General features: G+C 63.1%; 25 protein-coding genes and 1 tRNA gene. 11 read left to right on the top strand and 15 right to left on the bottom strand.

Annotated elements, in window-relative coordinates:
* Position 1 precedes the first annotated feature (1 nt).
* Genes BUA69_RS03505 through BUA69_RS03495 form a run of 3 tightly spaced genes read right to left on the bottom strand, consistent with a single transcriptional unit; the run spans position 2 to position 2,062 of the window.
* Positions 2-910 (bottom strand): CHAD domain-containing protein, encoded by a 909-nt coding sequence (locus tag BUA69_RS03505; protein WP_052950583.1) that lies wholly within the window; start codon positions 908-910, stop codon positions 2-4.
* The gene (locus BUA69_RS03500) at positions 907-1,461 is read right to left on the bottom strand and encodes a methylated-DNA--[protein]-cysteine S-methyltransferase (protein WP_072866458.1); all 555 of its coding nucleotides are present in this window, start codon (positions 1,459-1,461) and stop codon (positions 907-909) included. Before BUA69_RS03500 ends, BUA69_RS03505 begins: the two co-directional genes overlap by 4 nt.
* 25 nt (positions 1,462-1,486) lie before the next feature.
* Positions 1,487-2,062 (bottom strand): TetR/AcrR family transcriptional regulator, encoded by a 576-nt coding sequence (locus BUA69_RS03495; protein ID WP_046135561.1) that lies wholly within the window; start codon positions 2,060-2,062, stop codon positions 1,487-1,489.
* 65 nt (positions 2,063-2,127) lie between these two features.
* Between BUA69_RS03495 and BUA69_RS03490 the strand changes: the two genes are divergently transcribed.
* Positions 2,128-2,655: a dihydrofolate reductase family protein gene (locus BUA69_RS03490; RefSeq protein WP_046135560.1), complete on the top strand. Its 528-nt coding sequence runs from the start codon at positions 2,128-2,130 to the stop codon at positions 2,653-2,655.
* Between the two features lie 48 nt (positions 2,656-2,703).
* Here the strand turns inward: BUA69_RS03490 and BUA69_RS03485 are convergent, their stop codons facing one another.
* Entirely contained in the window at positions 2,704-2,886 is a 183-nt protein-coding gene (locus tag BUA69_RS03485) for a CsbD family protein (RefSeq protein WP_046135559.1), read from the bottom strand.
* 127 nt (positions 2,887-3,013) lie between these two features.
* On the opposite strand from BUA69_RS03485, the gene BUA69_RS03480 reads away from it, so the two are divergent.
* Positions 3,014-3,685, top strand: a complete 672-nt coding sequence (locus tag BUA69_RS03480; RefSeq protein ID WP_046135558.1) for an RluA family pseudouridine synthase — start codon at positions 3,014-3,016, stop codon at positions 3,683-3,685.
* A 45-nt stretch (positions 3,686-3,730) separates the two neighbouring features.
* Here the strand turns inward: BUA69_RS03480 and BUA69_RS03475 are convergent, their stop codons facing one another.
* The 4 genes from BUA69_RS03475 to BUA69_RS03460 all read right to left on the bottom strand — a co-directional run bounded on the left by BUA69_RS03475 (position 3,731) and on the right by BUA69_RS03460 (position 5,884).
* Entirely contained in the window at positions 3,731-4,018 is a 288-nt protein-coding gene (locus BUA69_RS03475) for an ASCH domain-containing protein (protein WP_052950582.1), read from the bottom strand.
* The gene (locus tag BUA69_RS03470; RefSeq protein ID WP_046135557.1) at positions 4,018-4,398 is read right to left on the bottom strand and encodes a RidA family protein; all 381 of its coding nucleotides are present in this window, start codon (positions 4,396-4,398) and stop codon (positions 4,018-4,020) included. The genes BUA69_RS03475 and BUA69_RS03470 overlap by 1 nt, the downstream gene beginning before the upstream one ends.
* A 16-nt stretch (positions 4,399-4,414) precedes the next feature.
* Positions 4,415-4,500: transfer RNA gene (locus BUA69_RS03465), tRNA-Leu, on the bottom strand.
* 130 nt (positions 4,501-4,630) lie between these two features.
* Positions 4,631-5,884 carry a GGDEF domain-containing protein gene (locus BUA69_RS03460; RefSeq protein WP_244468766.1) on the bottom strand — a complete coding sequence of 418 codons (1,254 nt, stop codon included), beginning with the start codon at positions 5,882-5,884 and terminating at the stop codon, positions 4,631-4,633.
* A gap of 296 nt (positions 5,885-6,180) precedes the next feature.
* On the opposite strand from BUA69_RS03460, the gene BUA69_RS03455 reads away from it, so the two are divergent.
* The gene (locus BUA69_RS03455) at positions 6,181-6,957 is read left to right on the top strand and encodes a class I SAM-dependent methyltransferase (protein ID WP_046135556.1); all 777 of its coding nucleotides are present in this window, start codon (positions 6,181-6,183) and stop codon (positions 6,955-6,957) included.
* A 169-nt stretch (positions 6,958-7,126) separates the two neighbouring features.
* Here the strand turns inward: BUA69_RS03455 and BUA69_RS03450 are convergent, their stop codons facing one another.
* Entirely contained in the window at positions 7,127-7,489 is a 363-nt protein-coding gene (locus tag BUA69_RS03450; RefSeq protein WP_046135555.1) for a VOC family protein, read from the bottom strand.
* A gap of 271 nt (positions 7,490-7,760) precedes the next feature.
* On the opposite strand from BUA69_RS03450, the gene BUA69_RS03445 reads away from it, so the two are divergent.
* From BUA69_RS03445 to BUA69_RS03430, 4 genes are all read left to right on the top strand, one after another.
* Positions 7,761-8,099, top strand: coding sequence for a PadR family transcriptional regulator (locus BUA69_RS03445; protein WP_046135554.1), 339 nt, complete (start codon positions 7,761-7,763; stop codon positions 8,097-8,099).
* Complete coding sequence (locus tag BUA69_RS03440; protein ID WP_046135553.1) at positions 8,092-8,730, top strand: hypothetical protein; 639 nt, start codon at positions 8,092-8,094, stop codon at positions 8,728-8,730. Before BUA69_RS03445 ends, BUA69_RS03440 begins: the two co-directional genes overlap by 8 nt.
* Positions 8,731-8,734: 4 nt before the next feature.
* On the top strand, positions 8,735-9,625 hold the full coding sequence (locus BUA69_RS03435; RefSeq protein ID WP_052950581.1) for an alpha/beta fold hydrolase: 891 nt from the start codon (positions 8,735-8,737) through the stop codon (positions 9,623-9,625).
* 123 nt (positions 9,626-9,748) lie between these two features.
* A complete protein-coding gene (locus tag BUA69_RS03430; protein WP_244547457.1) occupies positions 9,749-11,617 on the top strand; it encodes a peptidoglycan D,D-transpeptidase FtsI family protein in 1,869 nt (622 codons plus the stop codon).
* 142 nt (positions 11,618-11,759) lie between these two features.
* Here the strand turns inward: BUA69_RS03430 and BUA69_RS03425 are convergent, their stop codons facing one another.
* From BUA69_RS03425 to BUA69_RS03410, 4 genes are all read right to left on the bottom strand, one after another.
* On the bottom strand, positions 11,760-13,766 hold the full coding sequence (locus tag BUA69_RS03425) for an autotransporter family protein (RefSeq protein ID WP_046135551.1): 2,007 nt from the start codon (positions 13,764-13,766) through the stop codon (positions 11,760-11,762).
* A gap of 242 nt (positions 13,767-14,008) precedes the next feature.
* Entirely contained in the window at positions 14,009-14,311 is a 303-nt protein-coding gene (locus BUA69_RS03420) for a chorismate mutase (protein WP_342020717.1), read from the bottom strand.
* A 155-nt stretch (positions 14,312-14,466) separates the two neighbouring features.
* Positions 14,467-14,964: a xanthine phosphoribosyltransferase gene (gpt, locus tag BUA69_RS03415; protein ID WP_046135550.1), complete on the bottom strand. Its 498-nt coding sequence runs from the start codon at positions 14,962-14,964 to the stop codon at positions 14,467-14,469.
* 103 nt (positions 14,965-15,067) lie between these two features.
* Entirely contained in the window at positions 15,068-15,835 is a 768-nt protein-coding gene (locus BUA69_RS03410; RefSeq protein WP_046135549.1) for a competence/damage-inducible protein A, read from the bottom strand.
* Between the two features lie 212 nt (positions 15,836-16,047).
* On the opposite strand from BUA69_RS03410, the gene map reads away from it, so the two are divergent.
* Together map and radC are read left to right on the top strand one after the other, a co-directional pair.
* Complete coding sequence (gene map / locus BUA69_RS03405; RefSeq protein ID WP_201777462.1) at positions 16,048-16,878, top strand: type I methionyl aminopeptidase; 831 nt, start codon at positions 16,048-16,050, stop codon at positions 16,876-16,878.
* Between the two features lie 2 nt (positions 16,879-16,880).
* Positions 16,881-17,603 (top strand): RadC family protein, encoded by a 723-nt coding sequence (radC, locus tag BUA69_RS03400; RefSeq protein ID WP_244468765.1) that lies wholly within the window; start codon positions 16,881-16,883, stop codon positions 17,601-17,603.
* Here radC and BUA69_RS03395 read toward each other — a convergent pair.
* Positions 17,600-18,835 (bottom strand): GNAT family N-acetyltransferase, encoded by a 1,236-nt coding sequence (locus BUA69_RS03395; RefSeq protein WP_046135547.1) that lies wholly within the window; start codon positions 18,833-18,835, stop codon positions 17,600-17,602. The genes radC and BUA69_RS03395 overlap by 4 nt on opposite strands.
* Before the next feature lie 123 nt (positions 18,836-18,958).
* Positions 18,959-19,693, bottom strand: a complete 735-nt coding sequence (locus BUA69_RS03390) for a cytochrome c biogenesis CcdA family protein (RefSeq protein ID WP_143154403.1) — start codon at positions 19,691-19,693, stop codon at positions 18,959-18,961.
* Between the two features lie 154 nt (positions 19,694-19,847).
* On the opposite strand from BUA69_RS03390, the gene BUA69_RS03385 reads away from it, so the two are divergent.
* Together BUA69_RS03385 and rpe are read left to right on the top strand one after the other, a co-directional pair.
* Positions 19,848-20,477: a class I SAM-dependent methyltransferase gene (locus tag BUA69_RS03385; RefSeq protein WP_046135545.1), complete on the top strand. Its 630-nt coding sequence runs from the start codon at positions 19,848-19,850 to the stop codon at positions 20,475-20,477.
* 1,251 nt (positions 20,478-21,728) lie between these two features.
* Positions 21,729-22,409 (top strand): ribulose-phosphate 3-epimerase, encoded by a 681-nt coding sequence (gene rpe, locus BUA69_RS03380; protein WP_046137269.1) that lies wholly within the window; start codon positions 21,729-21,731, stop codon positions 22,407-22,409.
* Positions 22,410-22,420 lie beyond the last annotated feature (11 nt).

Below are 22,420 nucleotides of genomic sequence, written 5' to 3'. Positions count from 1 at the left end.
TCTATGCCCGTTCCATCAATGCCCAATAGCGGGCAAAGCGGGCACTCAGCGCCCGCGGTTTTTCCGCTGTCAGTTGCAGGCCCAGGTCAAGCGCCTTGCCCACCAGCTTGTCTTGCCGCTCGGCGGCCAGCGCCCGCACCGGCCCCAGATCGCCCTGCCCGATCAGCACGGTGTCATGCGCCAGCAAGTCCCCCAGCACCGCCAGGTTGTGATGATCGCCCAGCAGCTCGCCCAGTTCGTTCAACAATTGCCGTCGCCCCTTGAGCACCTCGGGCGCGCCTGCGGCCAGGAGGTTTACATGGTGCCAGTGATATTTGGTTTCCTTGCGCCATTCGTGGCAGCGCTCGGCCGTCGGATCGTCAAGCGCCGCCTTCAGCTGCCGGCGCAGCCGCTGATAGGTCTCGCGCAGCCCCGGCTCCAGCGCGTCAAACCCCTTGGCGCGCAACCGCCAGCCGCCGACGCGCCCCCGCGCCGCCTCCATAATCGCCCGAAACTGCTCCAGCATCGCCGCAGCCGCAGCGTCTGAGACATGCGCGCCCTGCCGCCCGGCCAATTCAGCCCGCAGCCGGTTATGCAAATCGCCCTCGATCACCGGCTCGTCATGCTTCTCGTCGAACTTAACCAGCGCATCGAAGGTCTGCACCATGACCGCCGCGTCGCGCGCGACCGACAGCCGCGCCGCCGCATCGCGAAAGGTCCGATTTTCGTCGCTGAAACCCTTGAACGACGGCTCGATCAGCCGCAGCAATCCCCGCAGCTTCTTGCAGCGCCGGCGCAGCCGATGCACCACTTCGCCCAATTCGACATCACTGGCCCGCGACTCTTCCAGCGCCCCATCGATCTGCGCAATTGCGATCCGCCTGATACCTGCGGTTACGCTGTCGTCATCCCGCTCAAAACTGAAGCTCATCCGCGCTCCAGGTCCTGGAATCCGAAGGCCAGTTGTCCGGGATGCGCCCCCGCCGCGACACCCTCCAGCGCCAGCATCCGCAATTTGGCCTCCGCCCCGCCCGGCGCCGAAAACCCGCCCGGCTTGCCATTGCAGGCCAGCACCCGATGGCAGGGAATGATCAGCGGTATCGGATTGGCGCCCATTGCCTGCCCCACCGCCCGCGACAGCCCCACATCGCCCAATTGCCGCGCCAGCGCGCCATAGGTCGTGGTCTCGCCCCAGCCGATCTGCAGCAGCAGCGCATAGGCGCGGCGGTGAAACGCGGCCACGCCGCCAAGGTCCAGCGCCACCGGGCTGAAATCCACCACTTTGCCTGCCGCATAAGCCTTCACCTGCGCGATGACATCGGCCACCGCCGCGCCGGGCTGGCCCGCCACCGCGCCATCGCGCGCCAAACGGGTCAGCAGCGCCGCCTCGTCCAGCCCCGGCAATTGCAGCCGCGCGATTCCAGCATCGGTCCAGCCAATGCCGAAGGCGCCCAGTTCGGTATCGAAAAGCGTGATCCGCATGCCGCCAGCCTAGCGCTGGCGCCTGTCACATTCCAGCCTTGCCGCCCAGCATCGCTGCGCACCAGTCGCGCAGCTCCGCCGATATCGCCTCTGCCGGCGACTGGCTCTGCTCGAACCCCCACCACACTTGCGCGCCCTGCCACTGGCTGGCCATCATCCGCCCCAGCCGTTCCACCTGGCCTGCCTCATTGGTCAGCCGCCGCCCCAGTGCCACTGCCAGCACCTTGCGCCAGGCCACACCGCGCGCGCGCAGCACCGGATCACGCATATCCTCGCGCAGCACCGACAGCCCCTGCGCCGCGTCCTGCCCGGTCATCCCGCTGGGGATCAGCGCCACCACAAAGGCAATCGCCCCTTCAGGGCTGATCGCCTCGCTGGCGTCCAATTCGGCCATGCGCGCGTCCAGCACATCCCAGGCCCGCAGCATTGCGGCCTGCACAAAGGCCTCCTTGCTGCCATAGCGCTGCACCAGCGTGGCCGGCGATAGCCCGATCACCTGGCTGACCGCCGCAAAGGTCAGCGCGTCCGGCCCCTGCTCATACATGACATGCATCGCCGCATCGAGAATGGCCTCGTCGGCTATCGTCCTGGGTCTGGCCATGCAAATCCATTTGTAAACGAACGTTCATTTATATACGTTGCCGACCATACAGCAGGAGAATCGAAATGGCTAGAATTGTTGGTTACATCGCCTCCAGCCTGGACGGTTTCATCGCCACGCCCGATGAAAACCTCGACTGGCTGACCCAACAGCCCGACCTAGATCTGGGCGAACACGACTATCACAAGTTCATCGCCCGCATTCAGACAGTGGTCATGGGCCGCACCACTTATGATTGGCTCGAGCGCTATCCCGGCGAGTGGGAATATCCCGGCAAACGCGTCATCGTCGTCACCTCGCGCCCCATCGACAACCCCAAGGGTCCGCTCGAAACCCGCACCGATATCGACGCACTGATCACCGAACTGCGCGGGCTCGATGATGGCGATGTCTGGATGCTGGGGGGTGGCAGGCTGCAGATGGCGTTCATGGAGCGCGGCGCGCTCGATGAAATCGAGATCTACGTCATGTCCGAAATCATCGGCAGCGGCATACCACTGTTCCCGCCCACCGGCCTGCGCGCCTCGCCCAAATTGATCTCGGCCGAGAAACTGCACCCGGTCTGCGCCCGCCTGCACTATCGCTTCGACTAGCCAAAAAAAAGGCCGCCCCCTGGGCGGCCTCATAACTATCCTCAAAGTCTAGCGCTTCAGCGCATCGCGGGCGTAATCCTTAGCCTCGCCGACCTTCTGCTGAACCTTGCCTTCGGCCTTTTCCAGCTTGCCTTCGACCTGCAGCTTTTCGTTGCCGGTCAGCCCGCCGACGGCGTCCTTTACAGCGCCCGAAGCCTGCTTGCCGGCGCCCTTGATCTGATCCTTGTGCATGCGATCTCCTTGGTATGTGTTGTCAGGACAACGCCCAAAGCCCCCACCCGTTCCCGTCGAACCCGCGTGACCCGCTCCGGTCAGATCAAAACTGTCATTGTGCGGATGAAACTGGTAGAGGGGCGCCATGCCCGGTCCCATGCCCACTCTCGTCAATTATTTCCCTCCGCTTGAGCCCTATCTGAACGTCATCCATGTCGATGATGATATCCTGGTGCTCGACAAGCAGAGCGGCCTGCTCAGCGTGCCCGGCAAGGATCCGGCGCTCTGGGATTGCCTGGAATATCGCGCCCGGCAGACCTGGCCCACCGCCGGCATGTGCCACCGCCTCGACAAGGACACCTCTGGCGTTCTGATCATGGCGCTGAACAAGCGCGCCCATGGCCGCATCGGCTCCCAGTTCGAACACCGCAAGACCACCAAAAGCTACGTCGCCCGCGTCGCCGGGGTCATCGAGGCCGATAGCGGCCTGATCGACCTGCCGCTGGCCACCGATTGGGAAAACAAGCCGCGCCAGCGCGTCGATTACGAAAACGGCCGCCCATCGCAGACCGAATGGAGTGTGCTGGAACGCGAAGCCAACGCCACCCGCGTCCGCCTGCATCCGCTGACCGGGCGCACCCACCAGTTGCGGGTTCACATGAAGGCCATCGGCCATGTGATTCTGGGCGATGTGTTTTATGGCGATGCCGAAACCCTCGCCGCCGCCGATCGACTGCAATTGCACGCCGCCGAACTGGGCCTCACCCACCCCACATCGGGCGAGTTCATGGTCTTCAAGGCGCCGATCCCATTTTAGGCACCGCGCCCATTGAGGCGGGGGCCCGGTAAGCGATGCCGCGCCTTATTCGGCCTCGCCGATAAAGCCGATCTCGATCCGCTGGAACAGATGCCCCGGCTTCATCGTATCGAGCCACTTCTGGAAATCGGCCACATCCTTGAAGCCGGCGCGCTGCGCATCGGCCTCGCTCACATCGGCCGGGTCCATGTCGTCAATCGCCCCGATCGACAGCAGCCCCACCTTGGTTTTGAGCGTACCACCCGCCTTCACCGATGGCCGGCTCCAGCGCCGGAACACCAGGTCGACCTTGCCGGCCTTGATCTCTTCGAGCAGTTCGCGCTTCAGCAGCATCAGTCCAGCACCGCCGTGGCCGTTATCTCGATGCGCAGGCCCTTGGCCAGCAATTCCTTGACCACCACCGTCGCCCGCACCGGGAACGGCGCCTGGGTGAAGAATTCGCGATAGACCACGTTCATGCCCGCCGCATCGGCGCTGTCGATGAGGAAAATCTGCACCATGACCAGATTGGCCAGCGTGCCGCCGGCTGCCTTGACCGCAATCTCCAGGTTCTGGATGCACCGGCGCGCCTGCGCCTCGATCCCGCCATCGACAATCTCGCCGCTGGCCGGATCTTCGGCAATCGCCACCAGCCAGACATGTTTGCCCGCCCGCACGGCATCGCTGATGGGCGCCGACGATGGCGCAATCCCGGTCTCAATGCGTTCGATCATAGCTGTCTCCAAGATCTGGTGCGGGCGGCGGGACTTGAACCCGCACGGGGATACCCCCTCCGGATTTTAAGTCCGGTGTGTCTACCATTCCACCACGCCCGCGGCAGGGGCCGCTTAACACGCCCCCCGCCCCATGCCAACATCGTTGGGCAGTCCGTCCCCAGCGCCCGGCGTCTTCGTCTCCGAATGGCTGGGCGGGGCATGCGGGCCGATCCGTTGCAACGGCGAGGGTTCAGGCGGCGCTGAAGAGGCGCCAGGTGCCACGGCCGGCCGACTTGGCCGCGTAGAGCGCCGCGTCGGCATCCCGGTAAAGCGTATCGGCATCCTGCGCGGCACGCATGGCGATCCCCAGCGATGCGCCGACACGATGCTGCTGCAATCCAAGCTGGATCGGATGCTCGAAGGCCCCGATGATCGTCGTCGACAGGCGCTCAACATCCACATGATCGCGGCCATCGGTGAGTATGGCGAACTCGTCGCCGCCGATACGCGCGACGAGGGCTCCGGCCGGAGCGCAATGCCGCAGACGCTCGCCGGCCTTGATCAGGCAGGCATCGCCATGGACATGGCCCAGCGTATCGTTGATGGCCTTGAAGTCATCGAGATCGATCAGGACCAGCGCGCCCACGGGAACGCCATTGCGCTGACCGTGGAGATCCTCGAGCCGGGCATTGAAAAGGCTGCGATTGGCAAGGCCGGTCAGGACATCGGTTTGGGCGAGAAGCCGCATGCGCTCGGCCATGTGCTTTTCTTCGGTGATGTTCTGTTTCATCCCGAAGATCCGCCGGGCAATCCCGTCAACACCGTCGACGGTTGCGGTAATACGCATCCAGCGCTGATTGCCCTTGGCGGTGGTAATCTGCGCATCGAAATTGAAATCGCCACAAGTGGCGATGGCCTCGGCACGCAGCGCCAGCATTTGCCTGGCCGATTCAGGCGCATACATTTCGAGAGTGCCACCGCGCCTTATGAGTGAGCCGCGCGGCAGCTCGAAAAGATCGTAGACCCCATTGGTCCAGGTCAGGCGCTCTTCAGGCAGGGTGCATGACCAGATGCCGATACGGGCAGTTGCCGATGCGCGCTCGAGCAGGCATTGACGGTGACGATCGGCTGCCCGGATGCCGACCATCGCGGCCTGCCCCACCAGTTCGGTGACCCGGGCCAGCAGAATATGGCTGGCGAGTTCGCTTCGCGGCCGCTCATCCCAGAGCACGAGCCAGAGCCTGCGGCTTTCATCAAGGGTGGGAATGGGAGCAATCAGCAGGAAAGCAGCGTCAGACTGGATCCCTTGCGGGAAGACCTGGGCGAAATCCTGAAGCAGCGACAGCGGCAGGTCGGCAGGCGCCACACCACCCTCGCAGGCGATCCATCGATCGGTTTCGAACAGCCCGGCACCGGCGCATTCGGCCAGTTGGCGCACACGCCCGAGGAAAAGCTCCGGCAACGCGGTGTCCCTGGCTGCGGCGATGGGCGGAGGCTGAACCAATTGCGATCTCTCTGGGATGAGGAAACCTACGCGACCGGCTCTTAAAACATCCTCTCCATAGCCGTGTTCAGCCCAAAAAATCCGCCCCGGAGACGATGCGCCTCTCCGCCCTTTGCGAGGTCCCCTGGAGAAATGGCGCATAGCCGGGGGCCGCGCCCGGGCAATGCCACGACCCAACGGTCAGGTGACAGGCCTGTCTCGCCGGGAAGCACGCTGGCAGGTGTGGAGCCGGCGCGCTATCATGGCACGGCTTGAGGGACTTTATCTCATGGCCGCAGCGTGAGGAGGACGATCCCATGGCTGAACAGATGCAGTTTCAGGATGGTGAAAGCTACGAAACCATGATGGGCGTCTGGAGCGCTTTGACTGGAACCGTATTCCTGGACTGGTTGAACGTCCCTCCGGGGGCAAGGTGGGCGGACATTGGATGCGGAAATGGCGCCTCCACCGAGCTGATCGTCAACCGGGCGCAGCCGCAATGGGTTGAAGGCATTGACCCTTCCGAGGCGCAGTTGGATTTTGCCCGAAAGCGACACCACGCTGGCGTGGCAAATTTCACCCTGGGTTCGGCGCTGCAACTGCCCTATCCCGACGCTTCATTCGATGTCGCCATAATGGCTCTGGTCATCTTCTTCGTTCCCGATCCGGCGCGGGGCGTTGCCGAAATGCGGCGCATCGTTCGGCCTGGAGGCACTGTTGCAGCTTACGCATGGGATCTCGAAGGTGGCGGCTTCCCCTATGAGGATATCCAGGCTGCCATGCGCGATGTCGGGGCGGCGCCGATATTGCCCCCGCACCCAGATGTTGCCCGCCGCGACGCACTTGATCGCCTCTGGACCAGGGCGGGCCTGCTGGACGTCGAAACCCGCGAAATCGTCTCAAGACGGGTGTTTCCAACATTCGAACAATACTGGTCCATTGCGTGCTCTTCGCCGGGCACAGCGCCTGTTCTCGCCAGGCTCGACGCCGCTCAACTGGCACAGGTCCACGACGCTGTCCGCGGTTCGCGTGGAGCGGGGGAACGCGTAGCACACGGCCGGGCTCACGCCGTTCGAGGCCGCGTTGCAAACTGATTTCCAGACCTTCAGGCAACAGACAGCTGAGACAAGCCCATGAACCTCCGCTTCCATTTTGTCATGGCCCGAACCCCGCCTCCCCGCCCCCTATAGCTGACCAGGCGGTCGGCAGAACCCGTTTCGGACGTCCACCATTCATCTGCAAGTCACCCACTATCGAGCGGCTTCACGGCTCATGATTATTGTGTGACAGCACATTGAGAAGCTTTCCGGTCGGATCGAAGAGATAAAAGCGCCGCACCCCCCACGGTTCATTGGTCAGTTCATATTCGATACGATGACCAAGCTTTCGAGCGAGCAGATAGACGGCATCGACATCATCAACCTCGATCGAAATATCGGGCACCGGGGTTCCAGATCCGCCTTCTGTGGCAATGCTTATTTGGGCCCGAGCGACTTCGTCCGATGCTAATGTTGCGATCCAGCCAATATCCATGACAAGGCTTAGACCGAACAGGTCGGAGTAGAATTCTCTGACCTCGTTGACCGAGCTCGCGGCGATGTTTGAAACAATACGTTTGACGGTCATGGGTCATCCTCGCGTTGCGACTTTGTGCATATTTCAGGTTTTATACGCCTGTCTTCCGGGCCCGCAATTTCAATAGCTTGCGCTGTGCATGGGTTCGATTTCGCCGGGATCCTGGCCCCATCCGACTGGGTCTAGACGTGTGCACGGCTTTACCGAAGGCGGACGCCTGGATCAAACACGCACCAAGAGACCAGGATCACCACGCCGATGGCAGGTGCTTGACACACCTATTATCCATAGGCATCATACCTAGGTGAAATAGGTATCGAACATGGCAACCTCCCAGTCTTCTTTTCTCAACGGCGTGCCAGAACTCCTGGTGCTGCGCCTGCTCCGTGACCGCGAAATGTATGGCTATGAAATCGTTCAGGCAATTCGGGAGGCCAGCGACGAAGCAATCGGCTTTGCGGAAGGCGTTATTTATCCGCTGCTGCATTCCCTCGAGCGCGACGGCGCCCTGACCACGCGGCGTCAGACCGTCAATGGTCGCAGTCGCGTCTATTACCGCGTCACGCCGGTTGGCGCAGGGCGCTTGGCGGTGCTGGCCGAACAGTGGCACGACCTGCATCGCACTATTGCCGGCATATTGGCGGAGCCGCGCCATGCGTGATCTCCTGCACGACCTGCGCGAGAACCTGCTCCGCGCTGGCCTCTCGCCGCGGCATGTCGAGCGTTACCTGCGTGAACTCTCGGACCATCGGGACGACATTGCCGAGCACCTGCAAAAGACCGGCCTGTCCCCCGACGCTGCGCAAGTCCAGGCCGAACATCGCCTTGGCGGGCGCGATGCGCTGCTCCTGCCCATGCTGGCCAACCAACGTTTTCGCAGCCGCGCCGCGCGGTGGCCTGCTCTGTTTTACCTCGTTGTGCCGCTCGCCTTACAGGCGATGCTCGTCATCATGGCTGTCCTCGCCCTGCTTCTGGCCGCCGCCACGAACCTGCGTCCGGCCATCGCCGAGCTGGGCAGCGGCATGGCCCTGCTGTTGCTCGCCAGCCCGGTCCTCATCGCCTGGCTGACCTTTCTCGCCGCCCGCCGCCGCCGCGCCTCGCCGCGTTTGCCAGTTCTGGGCGCCTTCATTGGTGCTGCCCTGGCCTCGGCGCTTCAGCTTGGCGTGACGCTCCCAGCGAGCGACACACCGGGCCAGATCGGCCTTACACTCGGCATCCCGCCGCTCCTGCCTCTATTGGCGTTGGTCCTGCTCTCGCTCGTGCCGCTAACCCTGCAACCCCGCCCGGAATGACCCCATGAAATCGCTGCTTTCCCTTTTCCTGCTGGCGCTGTCAGCCGGCCAGGTCTTTGCTGCCCAGCAAACCCACCAGCTTGCCCGCGCCGACGGCACAGTCATCCATTACACGTTGGATGCACCAGCCGTTGAAAGCGCTGGCCTGATCGTCCTTGCCCAGGGCTCCGGCTGCCTGCCGGCGGCACACAGCGTCAACCTTGCCACCGTCCGCGCTGCCTTTCCCGCCTATACCGGCCTTATCGTCGAAAAGTCCGGCATTGCCCCCGATAGTGCGATCGAGAACGGCCAAACCGATTGTCCGAAGGCGTTCCTCGACACCTATACCCTGTCCCAGCGCGTCGACGATTATGCCCGCGTGCTCACGCACCTCAAGTCGGTCACAGCGACATTCGATACCGTCATTCTGTTCGGCGGCTCGGAGGGGGGATTGGCCATGGAAGCCCTCGCCGCACGCATACATCCCACGGCCGCCATCCTTCTCTCCGGCTCGGTTGGCGGCACTTTTGGAGAGATGGTTCTCTCCGAGGTGCCGCCCGAGGGTCAGCCCAGCGTAAGTGCCGGATTTGCGCAGGCGCGGGTCACGCCCGACAATACCCTGCTGGGTGGCCATACCTATCGGTTCTGGGCCGACAGCCTCGATCACCGGTCATCGGATTATCTCGAGGCCACCGACACACCATTCCTCCTGATTTATGGCGGTCGAGACACGGCAGCGGTGCAGCCTGTTCGGACATTGGCAGATCGCTTTGCTCAACAGGGGCGCTGCAATCTCACCTATTGGGAATTCCCGGCTCTGAACCACGGCATGGCCGATCCAACAGGCCTGTCCCGTATGCCCGAAATTGCCCGCCTTGCAGCATCCTGGGCAGAACACCCGATGAAAAGCTGCTGAAGGAACGAACCGCCCCACGCCATCCAGTTCGCAAGCCCCCCCTATTGTTGCCATCGAGGCAATCATGAGCGGCGCAACGCGCCGGATCACCCATCGCTTTCAGCCCTACGGGATCAAAAGGGCGTGAGCGCAGCGGCGTTACATTTATTGGTCAGCATTGGCGACCTATGGAACCGGCCCGTCCGTCTATGTGGGACAGCTGATTCCAGATTCTACAGGTGCAATCTTGCCAATACCCGTTCATTTCGCCTCGGCCCCCACGCTTGCGCGCCCGGGGTATCGGCTGTGAACGCCGTGGAACCTGACGCCACCATTCAGCTGCAGGGCGCCCGCAAGACGCGTGAGACCCTGACGAGGCAGCGCATGCGCTGGGCGATAGCTTTCGTTCTGCTGGGATTTTCGGTCGTTCTGGCGCGCCTCGTCTGGCTGGGCGGCATCGAGGTTGATACCAGCATTGAAGGCCAGAGCCGCAGCGCCATCATGGCCTCCCGTCCGACCATATTGGATCGCAATGGTCTCGAAATGGCACTCGATCTGCGGGTGTCGTCACTCTTCGCCGAGCCACGCAGCATCATCGATGTCGAGGAAGCCACGCACGGCATCCTGACTGTCCTCCCCCATCTCGACCCCGATTGGCTGCGTCAGCGTTTGACCGGGGGGCGTGGGTTTGTCTGGATTGCCCGGGAACTAAGCCCCCAGCAAAGGGACCGGCTCATGCGTCTGGGTATTCCAGGTCTCGATTTTCTGACTGAGACACAACGCTTTTACCCGGCTGGCACGCAGGCCGCCCACTTGATGGGCGCGGTGAACATAGACAATGTCGGCATAGCCGGCGTGGAGCACTACCTGGATCGTGACCTCGATCTGGCGCTGCTCCAAAAGCTCGGACTGGCGCGCGGAACTCTCCTGCAACCGGTCAGTCTATCGGTCGACATGCGGGCGCAGCACGCACTCCATAGTGAACTGAGCGATGCCCTTGATCGTTATCAGGCGGTCGCGGCCGCCGGGGCCATCATGGACGTAGAGACCGGCGAAGTCATCGCTCTGGTCTCATTGCCGGACTTTGATCCCAACCGACCTTCCACCATGCTCGAAGAGGGACGGTTCAATCGGATCACCGCCGCCAAATTCGAGGTAGGGTCGATCTTCAAGACCATCACGCTTGCCGGAGCGCTGGACAGTGGCGCAGTCGACATCACGGACAGCGTCGACGCACGCGCAGGCGTGCGCTTTGGCCGTCACACCATTTCCGACTACCATGGCCAATATCGGATATTGTCGGTGCCGGAAGTCTACCGATATTCGTCCAATATTGGCATGATCAGGATCGTGCAGGCGATGGGGGCCACCGCATTCAGGGAATTCCTGACCCGAATGGGGCTGGATGGTGCACCAGTCATTGAATTGCCAGAAGTTACGACCTCCAGCATCCCCGCCAGGTTCTCGGAGGTTGGCGCTGCCACTGCCTCTTTCGGCCACGGCCTGAGCCTGACCCCGCTCCAGGTGCTTTCCGCAACCTCCGCCTTGGTAAATGGCGGATACTTGATGGATCCCACCATCTTCCGGCGGCCCGCCGGCGAGGCGATGCTGGGCGCGACCAAGGTGGTCACCCATGAAACCAGCAAACAAATTCGCTACCTGATGCGGCTGAATGCCCTTGAGGGGTCTGGCAGGCGCGGCAACAAACTCGCCCACGGCTACCGATTGGGCGGCAAGACCGGCACCGCGGAAAAAGTCGTGAACGGTCGCTATTCAAATGACAAGGTGCTGACGCTGTTCCTGTCGGCGTTCCCGATGGATGCCCCACGATACGCGATGATTGTCCTGATCGACGAGCCCAGTCCCGAAAGCGCCCAGCCTGGCAGGACCGCTGGGTGGAACGCGGGGGAAGTCTCTGGCCGGATTGTCACACGGATAGCGCCGATGCTCATGGTTCATCCAAGCACCAACCCAGCGCTGGACGCCACCTTGGTACCCCCGGCCTTGATCTAGGCAGTGTCCCCCAATCTCACAGAATGTGTCGGGGGAGCGCAACCATGACCGATACAACGCCCAGATCAATGGATGCCATTTCAAGTTGCCGTCCTGGAGGGCAAAGTCACCGACGCCATTTCAGCGCCGACCGCTCGACAGCTTAGAACTGAACGCCGATGGCGCCCTGCACGCTGCCGGAGAGGATTCCTGCCGTGCTGTAGCCGACTTCGGTTTTCGCGGAGAAATCGAATCCGCTCTGCGAGAAGCCGAGGCTCGCGCCGAAAAAGCCGCGCCCTTCCATCGACGTGGATCCAGCTAAGTTCAGCGCGCTGCCCAGTAGCGATGCGCTCGTCGCGCCGCCATCGGTGACCGTGCCTTCCGCGCCAATCTTGACGCTGCCGCTCCAGCCGCCGGGCATATCGTCCAGCTTGATCGTGCCAAGCTCGATTTCGCCGCGCGCATTGAGCACATGGGTAACCTGAGACCCCAGGATCAGATTGGCTGATGTACCGGTCTCGGCATAGCCGTTCTGATAGACGCCTGCATAAAGCAGCGAGATGCTCGGCGTCAGTCGAGCAGGACCAAGATCGTAGTCAAAGCCCAGCGTCACCGATGGGCTGATAAAGACACCGCCATATTGGCCATCTGCCGTTTCGATACCGCCCGCCACAGCATTGTTGATGATCCGGCGCGCACTCCGATTGAACGTAGCGCCGATCGAGGCGCTGGCGTCAAAGAAGCCCGATCCAAAGCGGATCGCGCCATAGCTGCCGCCCACCAGTGTCGTGGTCTCAACATTGGAGCCATCATCGAGGCGCACGACGCCTTGGCCAAAGCCGGCAAACAGCCCCGCCATGCTTTGTTCGGAAAGGCGCGCGTCAAAGCCTGCAAGCCCGCCACCCTGGCTTGTCCGCACGCCGGCCTTGCCGCCTCCGGGGGCCGACGCTGCACCGTAGCCGCTGACCCATGCGCCAAAATCGACGCTAGGAGCAAAGTCCGGGAAGACAGGCGCAGCAGGCGTGGGTGCATAGCCCAGGGGCGCGGTGCCGCCGCCAGAAAGGCCCGAACGCCGTCCATCCACATGCCCACGAACCGTACCGGCAATTGCGCTGTTCGTTGCCGCTGCGGCCATACCCCCAGCGCCAGCCGCCTCGGCCGAGACCACCGCCAGAACATTGCCCGCGATCCCGTAGGCCTGCCCATTGGTATTGATAACGCCCGGAATGCCGTCCAGCGTGAGCTTAGCGTTCAGACCCTTCCCGATATTGAGTGTTGCCGATGCCGCTTGAGTGAACCGTATACCGCCTTCAACGACCGAGCCCGCCAAGAGTGTCAGCGTCTGATCCGGCTGCCCCATAAAGAAAGCTTCGGCGTGCTGGCTCACAACTGTGCCGCTATTGATCACGGTCATGCCAGTGGCATTCGCATAGATTGCCTGCGAGCCGACTCCGGTTGTCCGAATGGTCCCCGTGTTGGTCAGCACGTTCTGGCTGTTCAGCCCCGCGCCGTACCAGGCATAGATGCCGATAGAGTTTGCGCCACTCGTCGTCAGCGTGCCGCTATTGGTGATGCTGGCCTGCGAACCCCAGAGCGTGATGCCACCGGCCGTGCTGCCAGAGGTGTCAATCAGGCCGTTATTGATGACAGTAGCATGATTGCCGTTCTCCACGTAAACGCCATAGGAGGAGGTGTCGCCCTTGGTCGAAATTGTACCATTATTGACTATGGTAAAGTAGTCGGCCACGGCGTAAACGCCATAGGCGCAGTCGGCATAGGTGATGATGCCGCCGAAGTTGATCAGGTCGGTGTTGAGCGCGGAAGACTGAATGCCGTAGGACGACATGCCACTGGCCGAGATCACGCCGTAATTGCGGATACGCGCAGCAGCGCCATTGACGTGTACGGCGTTCCCCGTGCCGATGGCCTCGATCATGCCACGGTTGGTGAGCAGCTGATTGGAACCATTCATCACCACCGCATTGCCGCCGACGGCAACTTTACCGCCACCGTCGACGGTCAGCGTGTCGCCTGTGCCCAAAAGGGTCTGCGTCGTGGTTTCAGTCTGCCGATCCACAATGGTTTGATCGAATGCCTGAGCCACGCCGGATTGGGCTGCCACAGCAAGCACCACCATCGCTGGCAGTACCGCGAACCGCGTCGTCTTCATATCCGCCCCCCCAGACGCAATAGCGCAGCACGCCATAACGCTATCGAATCAATGCATTACCCAGAGAATTAACTCTGCATTAGCCATCGAGCAACTCTGCACAATTGGCGATGGCCATAGAATTTGATTGGCACGCCGGCCCATTGCTGCGGTGGCATGTCAAACGCCACACTATTTCTCGTCTACGACAAGGCTCGGATGCCCCAAGAGCCGCCTGTCCCCTTCCCCCCATTTGCCCCCTTTCAGGCGTCCGCGCCTGCTGCAGCCCTGTGGTGCTGGATGACTTCTTCGATGATGAAGCGGAGAAAGCGTTCGGCGAACACCGGGTCCAGTTGTGCTTCTTCAGCGAGGCGGCGCAGTCGCGCGATCTGGAAGTCCTCTCGGGCACCATCGGCTGCGGGCAATTTGTGGTGCGCTTTCAACTCGCCCACCTTGCGGGTCAGCCTGAAGCGCTCCGACAAGATGAAAATGAGCGAAGCATCCAGATTGTCGATGCTGGATCGAAGAGCGGCGAGTTCGGGTCGACTGTCGATTGCGTGGGTCAAGATCGGGCGCCTCGGACGAAAGCAATGATTATTATCATGATCGGCGCGCAGTGTCCGCTTGGACCTGCCCGTCCGCCCCACTCCGTCATCCCTGCTTCGCGGCAAGCCGCGAAGCATCCTTGAACATCCTCGCTAGCGTGCCGCGCTGGCCGGTCTCAGTCCGTGCCGCCGCCAATTGGCGCGGCGTAGGCCACGTCTAGATCCCAGGGGAAGAAAATCCAGGTATCCTGGCTGACTTCGGTGATGAAGGTATCGACCAGTTCGCGGCCCATGGGCTTGGCATAGACGGTGGCGAAATGGGCGCCGGGCAGCATGTCGCGCACGAGGCGGGCGGTCGAACCGGTGTCGACCAGATCGTCCACGATCAGCACCTTGGCGCCGTTCTTGGCCATGTCCAGTATCGACTGGCTGATTTCCTTCAGCACCTTGATGCCGCCCTGGTTCTGGTGATCGTAGCTCTTGACCGCCACGGTCTCGACCGTGCGGATATTGAGTTCGCGCGCCACGATGGTCGCCGGCACGAGGCCGCCGCGGGCAATCGCTACCACCGCATCGAACGGGCCGATGCTGGTCAGGCGCCAGGCCAGCGCCCGGCTGTCACGATGGAACTGGTCCCAGCTGACCGGAAAGGACTTCTGGTTCGGGTTGTTCAAAATGGTCTCTCCTTGCAGGGCCGGCCGACTTCCAGGCAAACCGAAGGCAGTCCCTTAGCAAAAGCAGCGCCTGCCGCCAATCTTTGAGCTGAACTTGCGCCCATCATTCCTCGGGCGGCGTTATCCCCGCCCTGGCATGGGCCTCCGCCACCATGGCCCGCACCGCCGCCGCCGCTTCCTCAAGCCGCGCCGGATCGGACGAGCGCAGCACCAGCTCGGTCATCACCCGATCTTTGCCCATCTGCGGATAGCTGCCCATCTTCACATCCGGATATTGCGCCTGCAATTCACCCAGCGGCCCGCCGACGGTTCCTTCGCCCACCGCCGCCCTGATCGTCGCCGACAGCACCCTCTTGCCACCCTGCAGCGTTGGCGCCAGCGCTTCCAGCATGGCCCGCATGATGATCGGCACCCCGGCCATCACATGCACATTGCCGATGCGGAAACCGGGCGCCGCGCTGACCGAATTGACGATCAGGTCGGCGCCTTCGGGAATGCGCGCCATGCGCAGCCTTGCCTCGTTGACTTCGGTGCCGGTCTGGCGCCAGCGGCTTTCCAGCATTTCGCGCGCCTGCGCATTGATCGGCAGCGCCACGCCAAACGCCTTGGCCACCGCGTCGGCGGTGATGTCGTCATGGGTCGGCCCGATGCCGCCGGTGGTGAATACATAAGTGTAGCGCGACCGCAGCGCATTGACCGCATCCACGATCTCATCGGTCTCGTCGCTGACCACCCGCACTTCCTTGAGCTCGATCCCCAGATCCGTGCAGAACTCGGCCGTCGCGCCGATGTTGACGTCCTTGGTGCGGCCCGAGAGGATTTCGTCGCCGATAACCAGGAGCCCGGCAGTAACCGATTGTGCGGCCGTCATGTTGCGTCCATTCGCGTAAGGGGCGGAGGCCCTGAGAAATGCCCGCCCGCGTCCCCGGCGTCAAGCAAGCTCGCCGCACACCATCCCGGCATTTGCTCGCCTCTTCAATCCGGTCTATGCCAGACACAACAGCGGCCACGCGCCGCGTCTGGCCCTTTCAATCGTGCCGGTGACGGACTACCTTTGACCGATCCGCCGCGGAGTCCTTTATGATTACCTATGTCGATGCCACCTCCCGAGCCCGCCGCACCGCCGGCGTCATTCCGCTGCATGGCGAAGAAGGCTTTGCCGGCATGCGCAGGGCTGGGCAGCTGACCGCCGAGGCGCTCGATATCCTCACCGAATATGTCGAGCCGGGCGTGCCCACTTCGACCATCGACAAGATTGCCCGTGAATTCGCCCGCGACCATGGCGCCGTTCCGGCGACGATCTTCTACAAGGGCTATCGCCATTCGCTCTGCACCTCGATCAATCACGTCGTCTGCCACGGCATTCCCGACGAACGCCCGCTGCGCGAGGGCGACATCGTCAATATCGACCTGACGCTGATCCTTGATGGCTGGCATGGCGATTCGAGCCGCATGTATCCGGTCGGCGAAATCTCCCGCAAGGCCGAGCGGCTGATCGAAGTCACCTATGATAGCCTGGAAGCCGGGCTCAAGGCCGCCATTCCCGGCAATACCACCGGCGATATCGGTGCCGCCATCCAGGCCGTCGCCGAAGCCGAGCGCACCAGCGTGGTCCGCGATTTCGTCGGCCATGGCCTTGGCCGCCTGTTCCATGACGAACCCAATATCATGCATTTCGGCACGCCCGGCACCGGCCCGGAGCTCAAGCCCGGCATGATCTTCACCATCGAGCCGATGATCAATCTGGGCCGCCCGCATGTCAAAATCCTCTCCGATGGCTGGACCGCGGTCACACGCGACCGCACGCTTTCGGCCCAGTGCGAGCACTCCATCGGCATTACCGAGACCGGGCACGAGATTTTCACCCTCTCGCCCAAGGGCCTGTTCAATCCGATGCTGGCAGCCAGGGGATAGCTTTGGTCGATGACAAGACATCCGGCGGCGGGGGCCTGTCGGAGGCGGTCAAACCCCATTATCACGGCCATCGCGAACGCGCCCGCGATCGCTTCAATACGGTCGGCGGCGATGCACTGGCCGATTACGAACTGCTCGAACTGCTGCTCCACATCATCCTGCCGCAGAAGGATACCAAGCAGCTCGCCAAGGAGCTGATCGCCAAGTTCGGCTCCTTTTCCGAAGTGCTGGGCGCCACGCCCCGGCGCCTCGCCGAGGTCAAGGGGCTCGGCGCCATCTCCATCACCCATCTCAAGGTGGCGCAGGCCGTCGCCCAGCGCTATGGCCGCGACCAGATCGTCGCCGACAAGCCCCTGCTCGGCTCATGGTCGCAGCTGATCGACTACTGCACCGCCCAGATGGCCTACGAGACCATCGAGCAGTTCCGCATCCTGTTCCTGGACAAGAAAAACCGCCTGATCGCCGACGAAGTCCAGCAGACCGGCACCGTCGACCACACCCCGGTCTATCCCCGCGAGGTCATTCGCCGCACGCTCGAACTCTCGGCCACCGCGCTGATCCTCGTGCACAACCACCCCTCGGGCGATCCGGCGCCGTCCTCCGCCGATGTGCGCATGACCCGCGAAATCGCTGACATCGCCAAGCCGCTGGGCATCACGCTGCACGATCACATCATCATCGGAAAATCCGGCCACACGTCCCTGCGCGCCCTGAAACTGCTCTAGGGCTTTTCCGCCTTCGCCCCGCCTGTCAGCCGCCCACCCAGCTGCCCGACGCCGCGCACCCAGGCCTTGAGCGTCTTGTTGGCCTTGATCCGTGCCCGCGTCTTCTGCAGCGCCCGGTGCACCGCCACGATCACCACGCCGCGCCCGTTCAGGCCGATATAGTGGTGCTGCACCGGCACCTGCACATTACACCAATGCCGCTTTTCATCGGTAAACCCGGCGCCCATGTCGAACACCGCAATCCCCTGATCGAACACGCTCTGCATCACCCGCAGCAGGCATTGCTTGCCTGGCGAGCCATGCTGGATCGCGACATCGTCGCTCATCGACGAGATCAGGCAGAACATGCGGTCCCCCTGCACGATATTGTAGCGCACCGCGACGATCGCACCATCGAGCCGCAACACATGCAGAAGCACATAGACGCCCGAGCCCTCCCGGATCGCCTCGTGATAAAAGCTCACCAGCTTGTCGCGCACGAAGGTGTCGCGGATGCCCATCGCCTTGAACCGTGCCGAGCGCTGCCGGAACATCACCTCGATGGCGCAGCGGCTCTCGCCACCATTGCCGATTTCCTCGAAACTGACCGCGCCCAGGGCATTCAACCGGTCGCCCTGCTGCCGGTCATGCTTGCGGCGCGACTTGCTGCGCTGCTGGCTGTCGCAATCCTGCCAGCTGGAAAACTCCGCCCGATAAAGCGTATCCACCGTCAACGTCGCGCCCAGCTCATCGAACAGCCCGGCATACCCGCCCACTGCCGCCGGTATCGAACGCAAGAAGATCGCATCCGCTCCGGTCAGCTGCGCCGTCATCGCCGACCACAACGCCTTGCGCCCGGCGACGCCCAGCGCCGCCAGCCGTTCATAATCGGCGACCGGCGCATAACAACCGACATTGGAGCCCGGAAACCAGGTCAGCACCCACACGCCATTGACCCGCTTGCGATGCAACGGCAGCAGCGCCACCGGCACCCCATCGACACTGCCCACGACATAGCACTGCGCTTGCGGCTTCAGCCCGCGATTGCGCGTCCACAGCCGGATGAAATCATAATTCTGCCCCGGCGATTCGATCGCGCCCGCTTCCAGCTGACGCCAGGCGGCTTCGACCTCTTCGATCCGGTCCGTGATGGTGACGGTGACAGCCGCGCGCAGCGCGTCCGGCGACGCATCTGCGTCACCCGCGATCAATTCCGTCGGCGTCTGTCCAAGCGCCGCGCCTGCCGAATGCATAGCCAAACCGGGATGCTCCTGTCGGCTCGCACTCTGCCCCCGCCGGGTAAACCAGTGCTGAACAGGACAGGGTCAAATGCGATTGCGCCCGGAATCTGGTCCCACAGTTAAGGCCGCCCTACCTCAGCCAAAGGTCGCCAGCACCGGGAAGGTCTCGAGGAACCAGTAGGAAATGCGGGTAAAATTGCCGGTCAGGAACAGCACGCCGGTGACCACGAGGAACACACCCATCACCCGCTCGACGGTGTGCAGGTGCTTCTTGAAGCCATCGAAAAACGCCAGGAACGGCCCAACGGCAATGCCCGCGAGGAAGAACGGCACGCCCAGCCCCAGCGAATAGACCGCCAGCAACATCGCCCCATCCGTCGCGGTGCTCTTGCTCGCCGCCACCGACAGCACCGCTGCCAGCACTGGCCCGATGCAGGGCGTCCAGCCCACGGCAAAGGCCAGCCCGAGCAGGAACCCGCCCACTGGCCCGCTGGCCATGCCCGGCCCCTGGTGGCGAATCTGCCGGTCGAGCAGGCTGATGCGATAGACGCCCAGAAAGTGCAGGCCCATGGCAATGATCATGATGCCGGCAATCGGCGTCAGAATCGGCAGCGCCTGCCGGAATGCCTGCCCAAATGCCGTGGCAGTCGCGCCCAGCGTGATGAACACCACCGAAAAGCCGAGGATGAAGAACAGCGAGGTGATCATCACCCGCCGCTGCAATACACCGGGGGTGGTGCCCTCTTCGCGCAACTGGTCGAAGCTCGCGCCGCTCATATAGGTCAGGTAGGGCGGCACCAATGGCAGCACGCAAGGGCTGAGAAAGCTCAGGACGCCCGCACCAAAAACCACCGGCAAAGAAAATTCCACGTCCACGCTCCGTCAAGTTCGCGCCTTGTGTAGCCCCTCCCGCCTACAAATCAATGCGCACACCGTCGCATCGCCGGTTTGTGAAGACCACTCCACATAAGCTAACTGCGCCTGTCGCTTGACAAAGCGCCACTCATGTAACAATTAAAGTTACATGATAGACAACAGCACTTTCTGGGAAGCCAGTTTCGTCGAGCGCCAGACGATGTGGGGTTTCGAGCCCGCCGCCTCGGCCCTCACCACAAGCGAGCTGTTCCTGCAACACGGGGTCCAATCCGTGCTCATCCCCGGCATTGGCTATGGCCGCAATGCCAGGCCGTTCCGCGATAGCGGCATGGCCGTGACGGGCATCGAGGTATCACAAACCGCCATCGACCTGGCGCACCAGCACTTCCGCTCCGACCTGCCGATCCACCATGGCTCGGTGGCTGACATGCCCTTCGATTCCGCCATCTATGACGGCATTTTCGCCTATGGCCTGATCCACCTCCTCGACACCGCCGAGCGCCAGGCCTTCATCCGCGCCTGCTCCGCCCAACTCGCCCCCGGCGGCCACATGATCTTCACCGCCGTCACCAAACGCGCCCCCATGTACGGCACCGGCCAGCCAATCGGCCCCGACCGCTTCGAAACCCCCAAAGGCGTCGGCATCTACTTCTACGACGACGCCTCCATTCACACCGAATTCGACGCCTTCGGCCTCCTCGACTTCACCGAAATCATCGAACCCAACCACGGCCGCGGCATCAACTTCTGGCGCATCCACTGCCACAAACCGGAATAGCCGGGCTCCCCCTCTCGCGTCCTGGCGCTTGACGGCCATACGCCCCCACCCACCGCCGTCATCCCGGCGAAAGCCGGGATCCAGTTTCCTTTGCCACCAACCCAATACTGCCCCCCGGCTTTCGCCGGGGTGACGCGGCGTGCGTGGATGCGCCGACCCCACAGCCATCGTCCCCTCCCCCTCGAGGGGGAGGGTTAGGGTGGGGGTGGGGGTGCTGCGGCTATCGCGCGGCCGCAGCGTGTGGGCCGCGCAGAACCCCCACCCTTGATCCCTCCCCTCAAGGGGGAGGGAGACGACTGCCTCTCCAGGCGATGCCCATCACTCGACCGCCATCACCTCTGTGGCACGAGGGAAGCGGGATCGGACTTAGCTTGCTAAGTCCGTCCATCGAGCAGGGTGGGGGTATGTCTCCGCCAACACTGATACCAAAACAAAACTTCCGCCCCTCCCGCATTCTCAACCTAACCGCCGCCCTGTCCGCTATCGTCCCCTCCCCCTTGAGGGGAGGGTCAGGGTGGGGGTGCTGCGATTGTCGCGCGGCCGCAGCGTGTGGGCCGCGCAGAACCCCCACCCTTGATCCCTCCCCTCAAGGGGGAGGGAGACGACTGCAAATTCGTCATCAATCCGTCGGCCAGCCTCTCCCCTTGTGAGGGTGGGGTCACCAAACCAGGCCCTCAACGCCGTCCTCCCGGCGAAATCCGGGATCCAGTTTCCTTGCCGCATCCCAAACTGGACCCCGGCTTTCGCCGGGAGGACGCGGTGTGTGTGGATACGCCGACCCCACAGCCATCGTCCCCTCCCCCTCGAGGGGGAGGGTCAGGGTGGGGGTATGTCTCCGCAAACACTGAGCCAAAACAAAACTTATCCCCCTCCCACCACACCTCCCGCATACTCACCCCATTCCCGCACTTCTACTGCGCGGTCGCGACGAACGGTCGGTGCGGGGAATGCCGGTGGGGTGGGAGTCGTCCTGCCCCGGTGGGCGACACCGTCAGTATCGGCTGAAAAACCGCCGCCCCTGGTTCGGTCCCACAAAAAATACCGGCGCGATGGCGAGGCTCTGCCTCACTTCATTGCGGACTACCCGCTCGGGGCAAAAGCCTCGCCATCCCCGCACAAAGCGGGCCAAGTACCCGGTACTAACCGCAAGGCACATGGCCCGGGCGGCGTTTTCCCACGCCCTGCCCTTGCCCGCGACACACCGGAGCGTTAAGGCAGGGGCACATCCCCAGCCGGCACAGCAGAGGCACGATGACCAACCGCCCCATCCGCATCGCCCCCTCGATTCTCTCGGCCGATTTTTCGCGCCTTGGCGAGGAAATCCGCGCCATCGACGCCGCTGGCGCCGACTACATCCATGTCGATGTGATGGACGGGCACTTCGTACCCAATATCAGCTTTGGCCCGCTGGTCATGGCGTCGGTGCGCAAGCTCACGGCCAAGCCCTTCGATGTCCACCTGATGATCGCCCCTGTCGATCCCTATGTCGCCGCCTTCGCCAAGGCAGGGGCCGATATCATCACCGTCCACGCCGAAGCCGGCCCGCACCTGCATCGCACCCTCCAGGCCATCCGCGCCGAGGGCAAGAAGGCCGGTGTTGCGCTCAATCCGGCCACGCCGGTTTCCGCCCTTGAGCATGTGATCGGTGATATCGACCTGCTGCTGATCATGTCGGTCAATCCCGGTTTTGGCGGCCAGAGTTTCATTCCCGAAGCCCTCACCAAATTGCGCCAGGCCAACGCCCTGATCGGCAGCCGCAATATCGACCTGGAAGTCGATGGTGGCGTCACCGCCGACAATGCCCGGGCCATCGCCGACGCCGGCGCCAATGTCCTGGTCGCCGGCTCGTCCGTCTATGGTGGCAACGACCCCGCCACCTATGCCCCCCGCATTGCCGCCATCCGCGCTGCCGCGACCACCGAGCGGGCCTGATCCACAGCCTC

Source organism: Devosia limi DSM 17137 (genome assembly GCF_900128975.1).
GTDB classification, from domain to species: domain Bacteria; phylum Pseudomonadota; class Alphaproteobacteria; order Rhizobiales; family Devosiaceae; genus Devosia; species Devosia limi.
The sequence above is the reverse complement of the archived record's forward strand: the minus strand, read 5'-3'. Positions and strand labels throughout refer to the sequence as shown.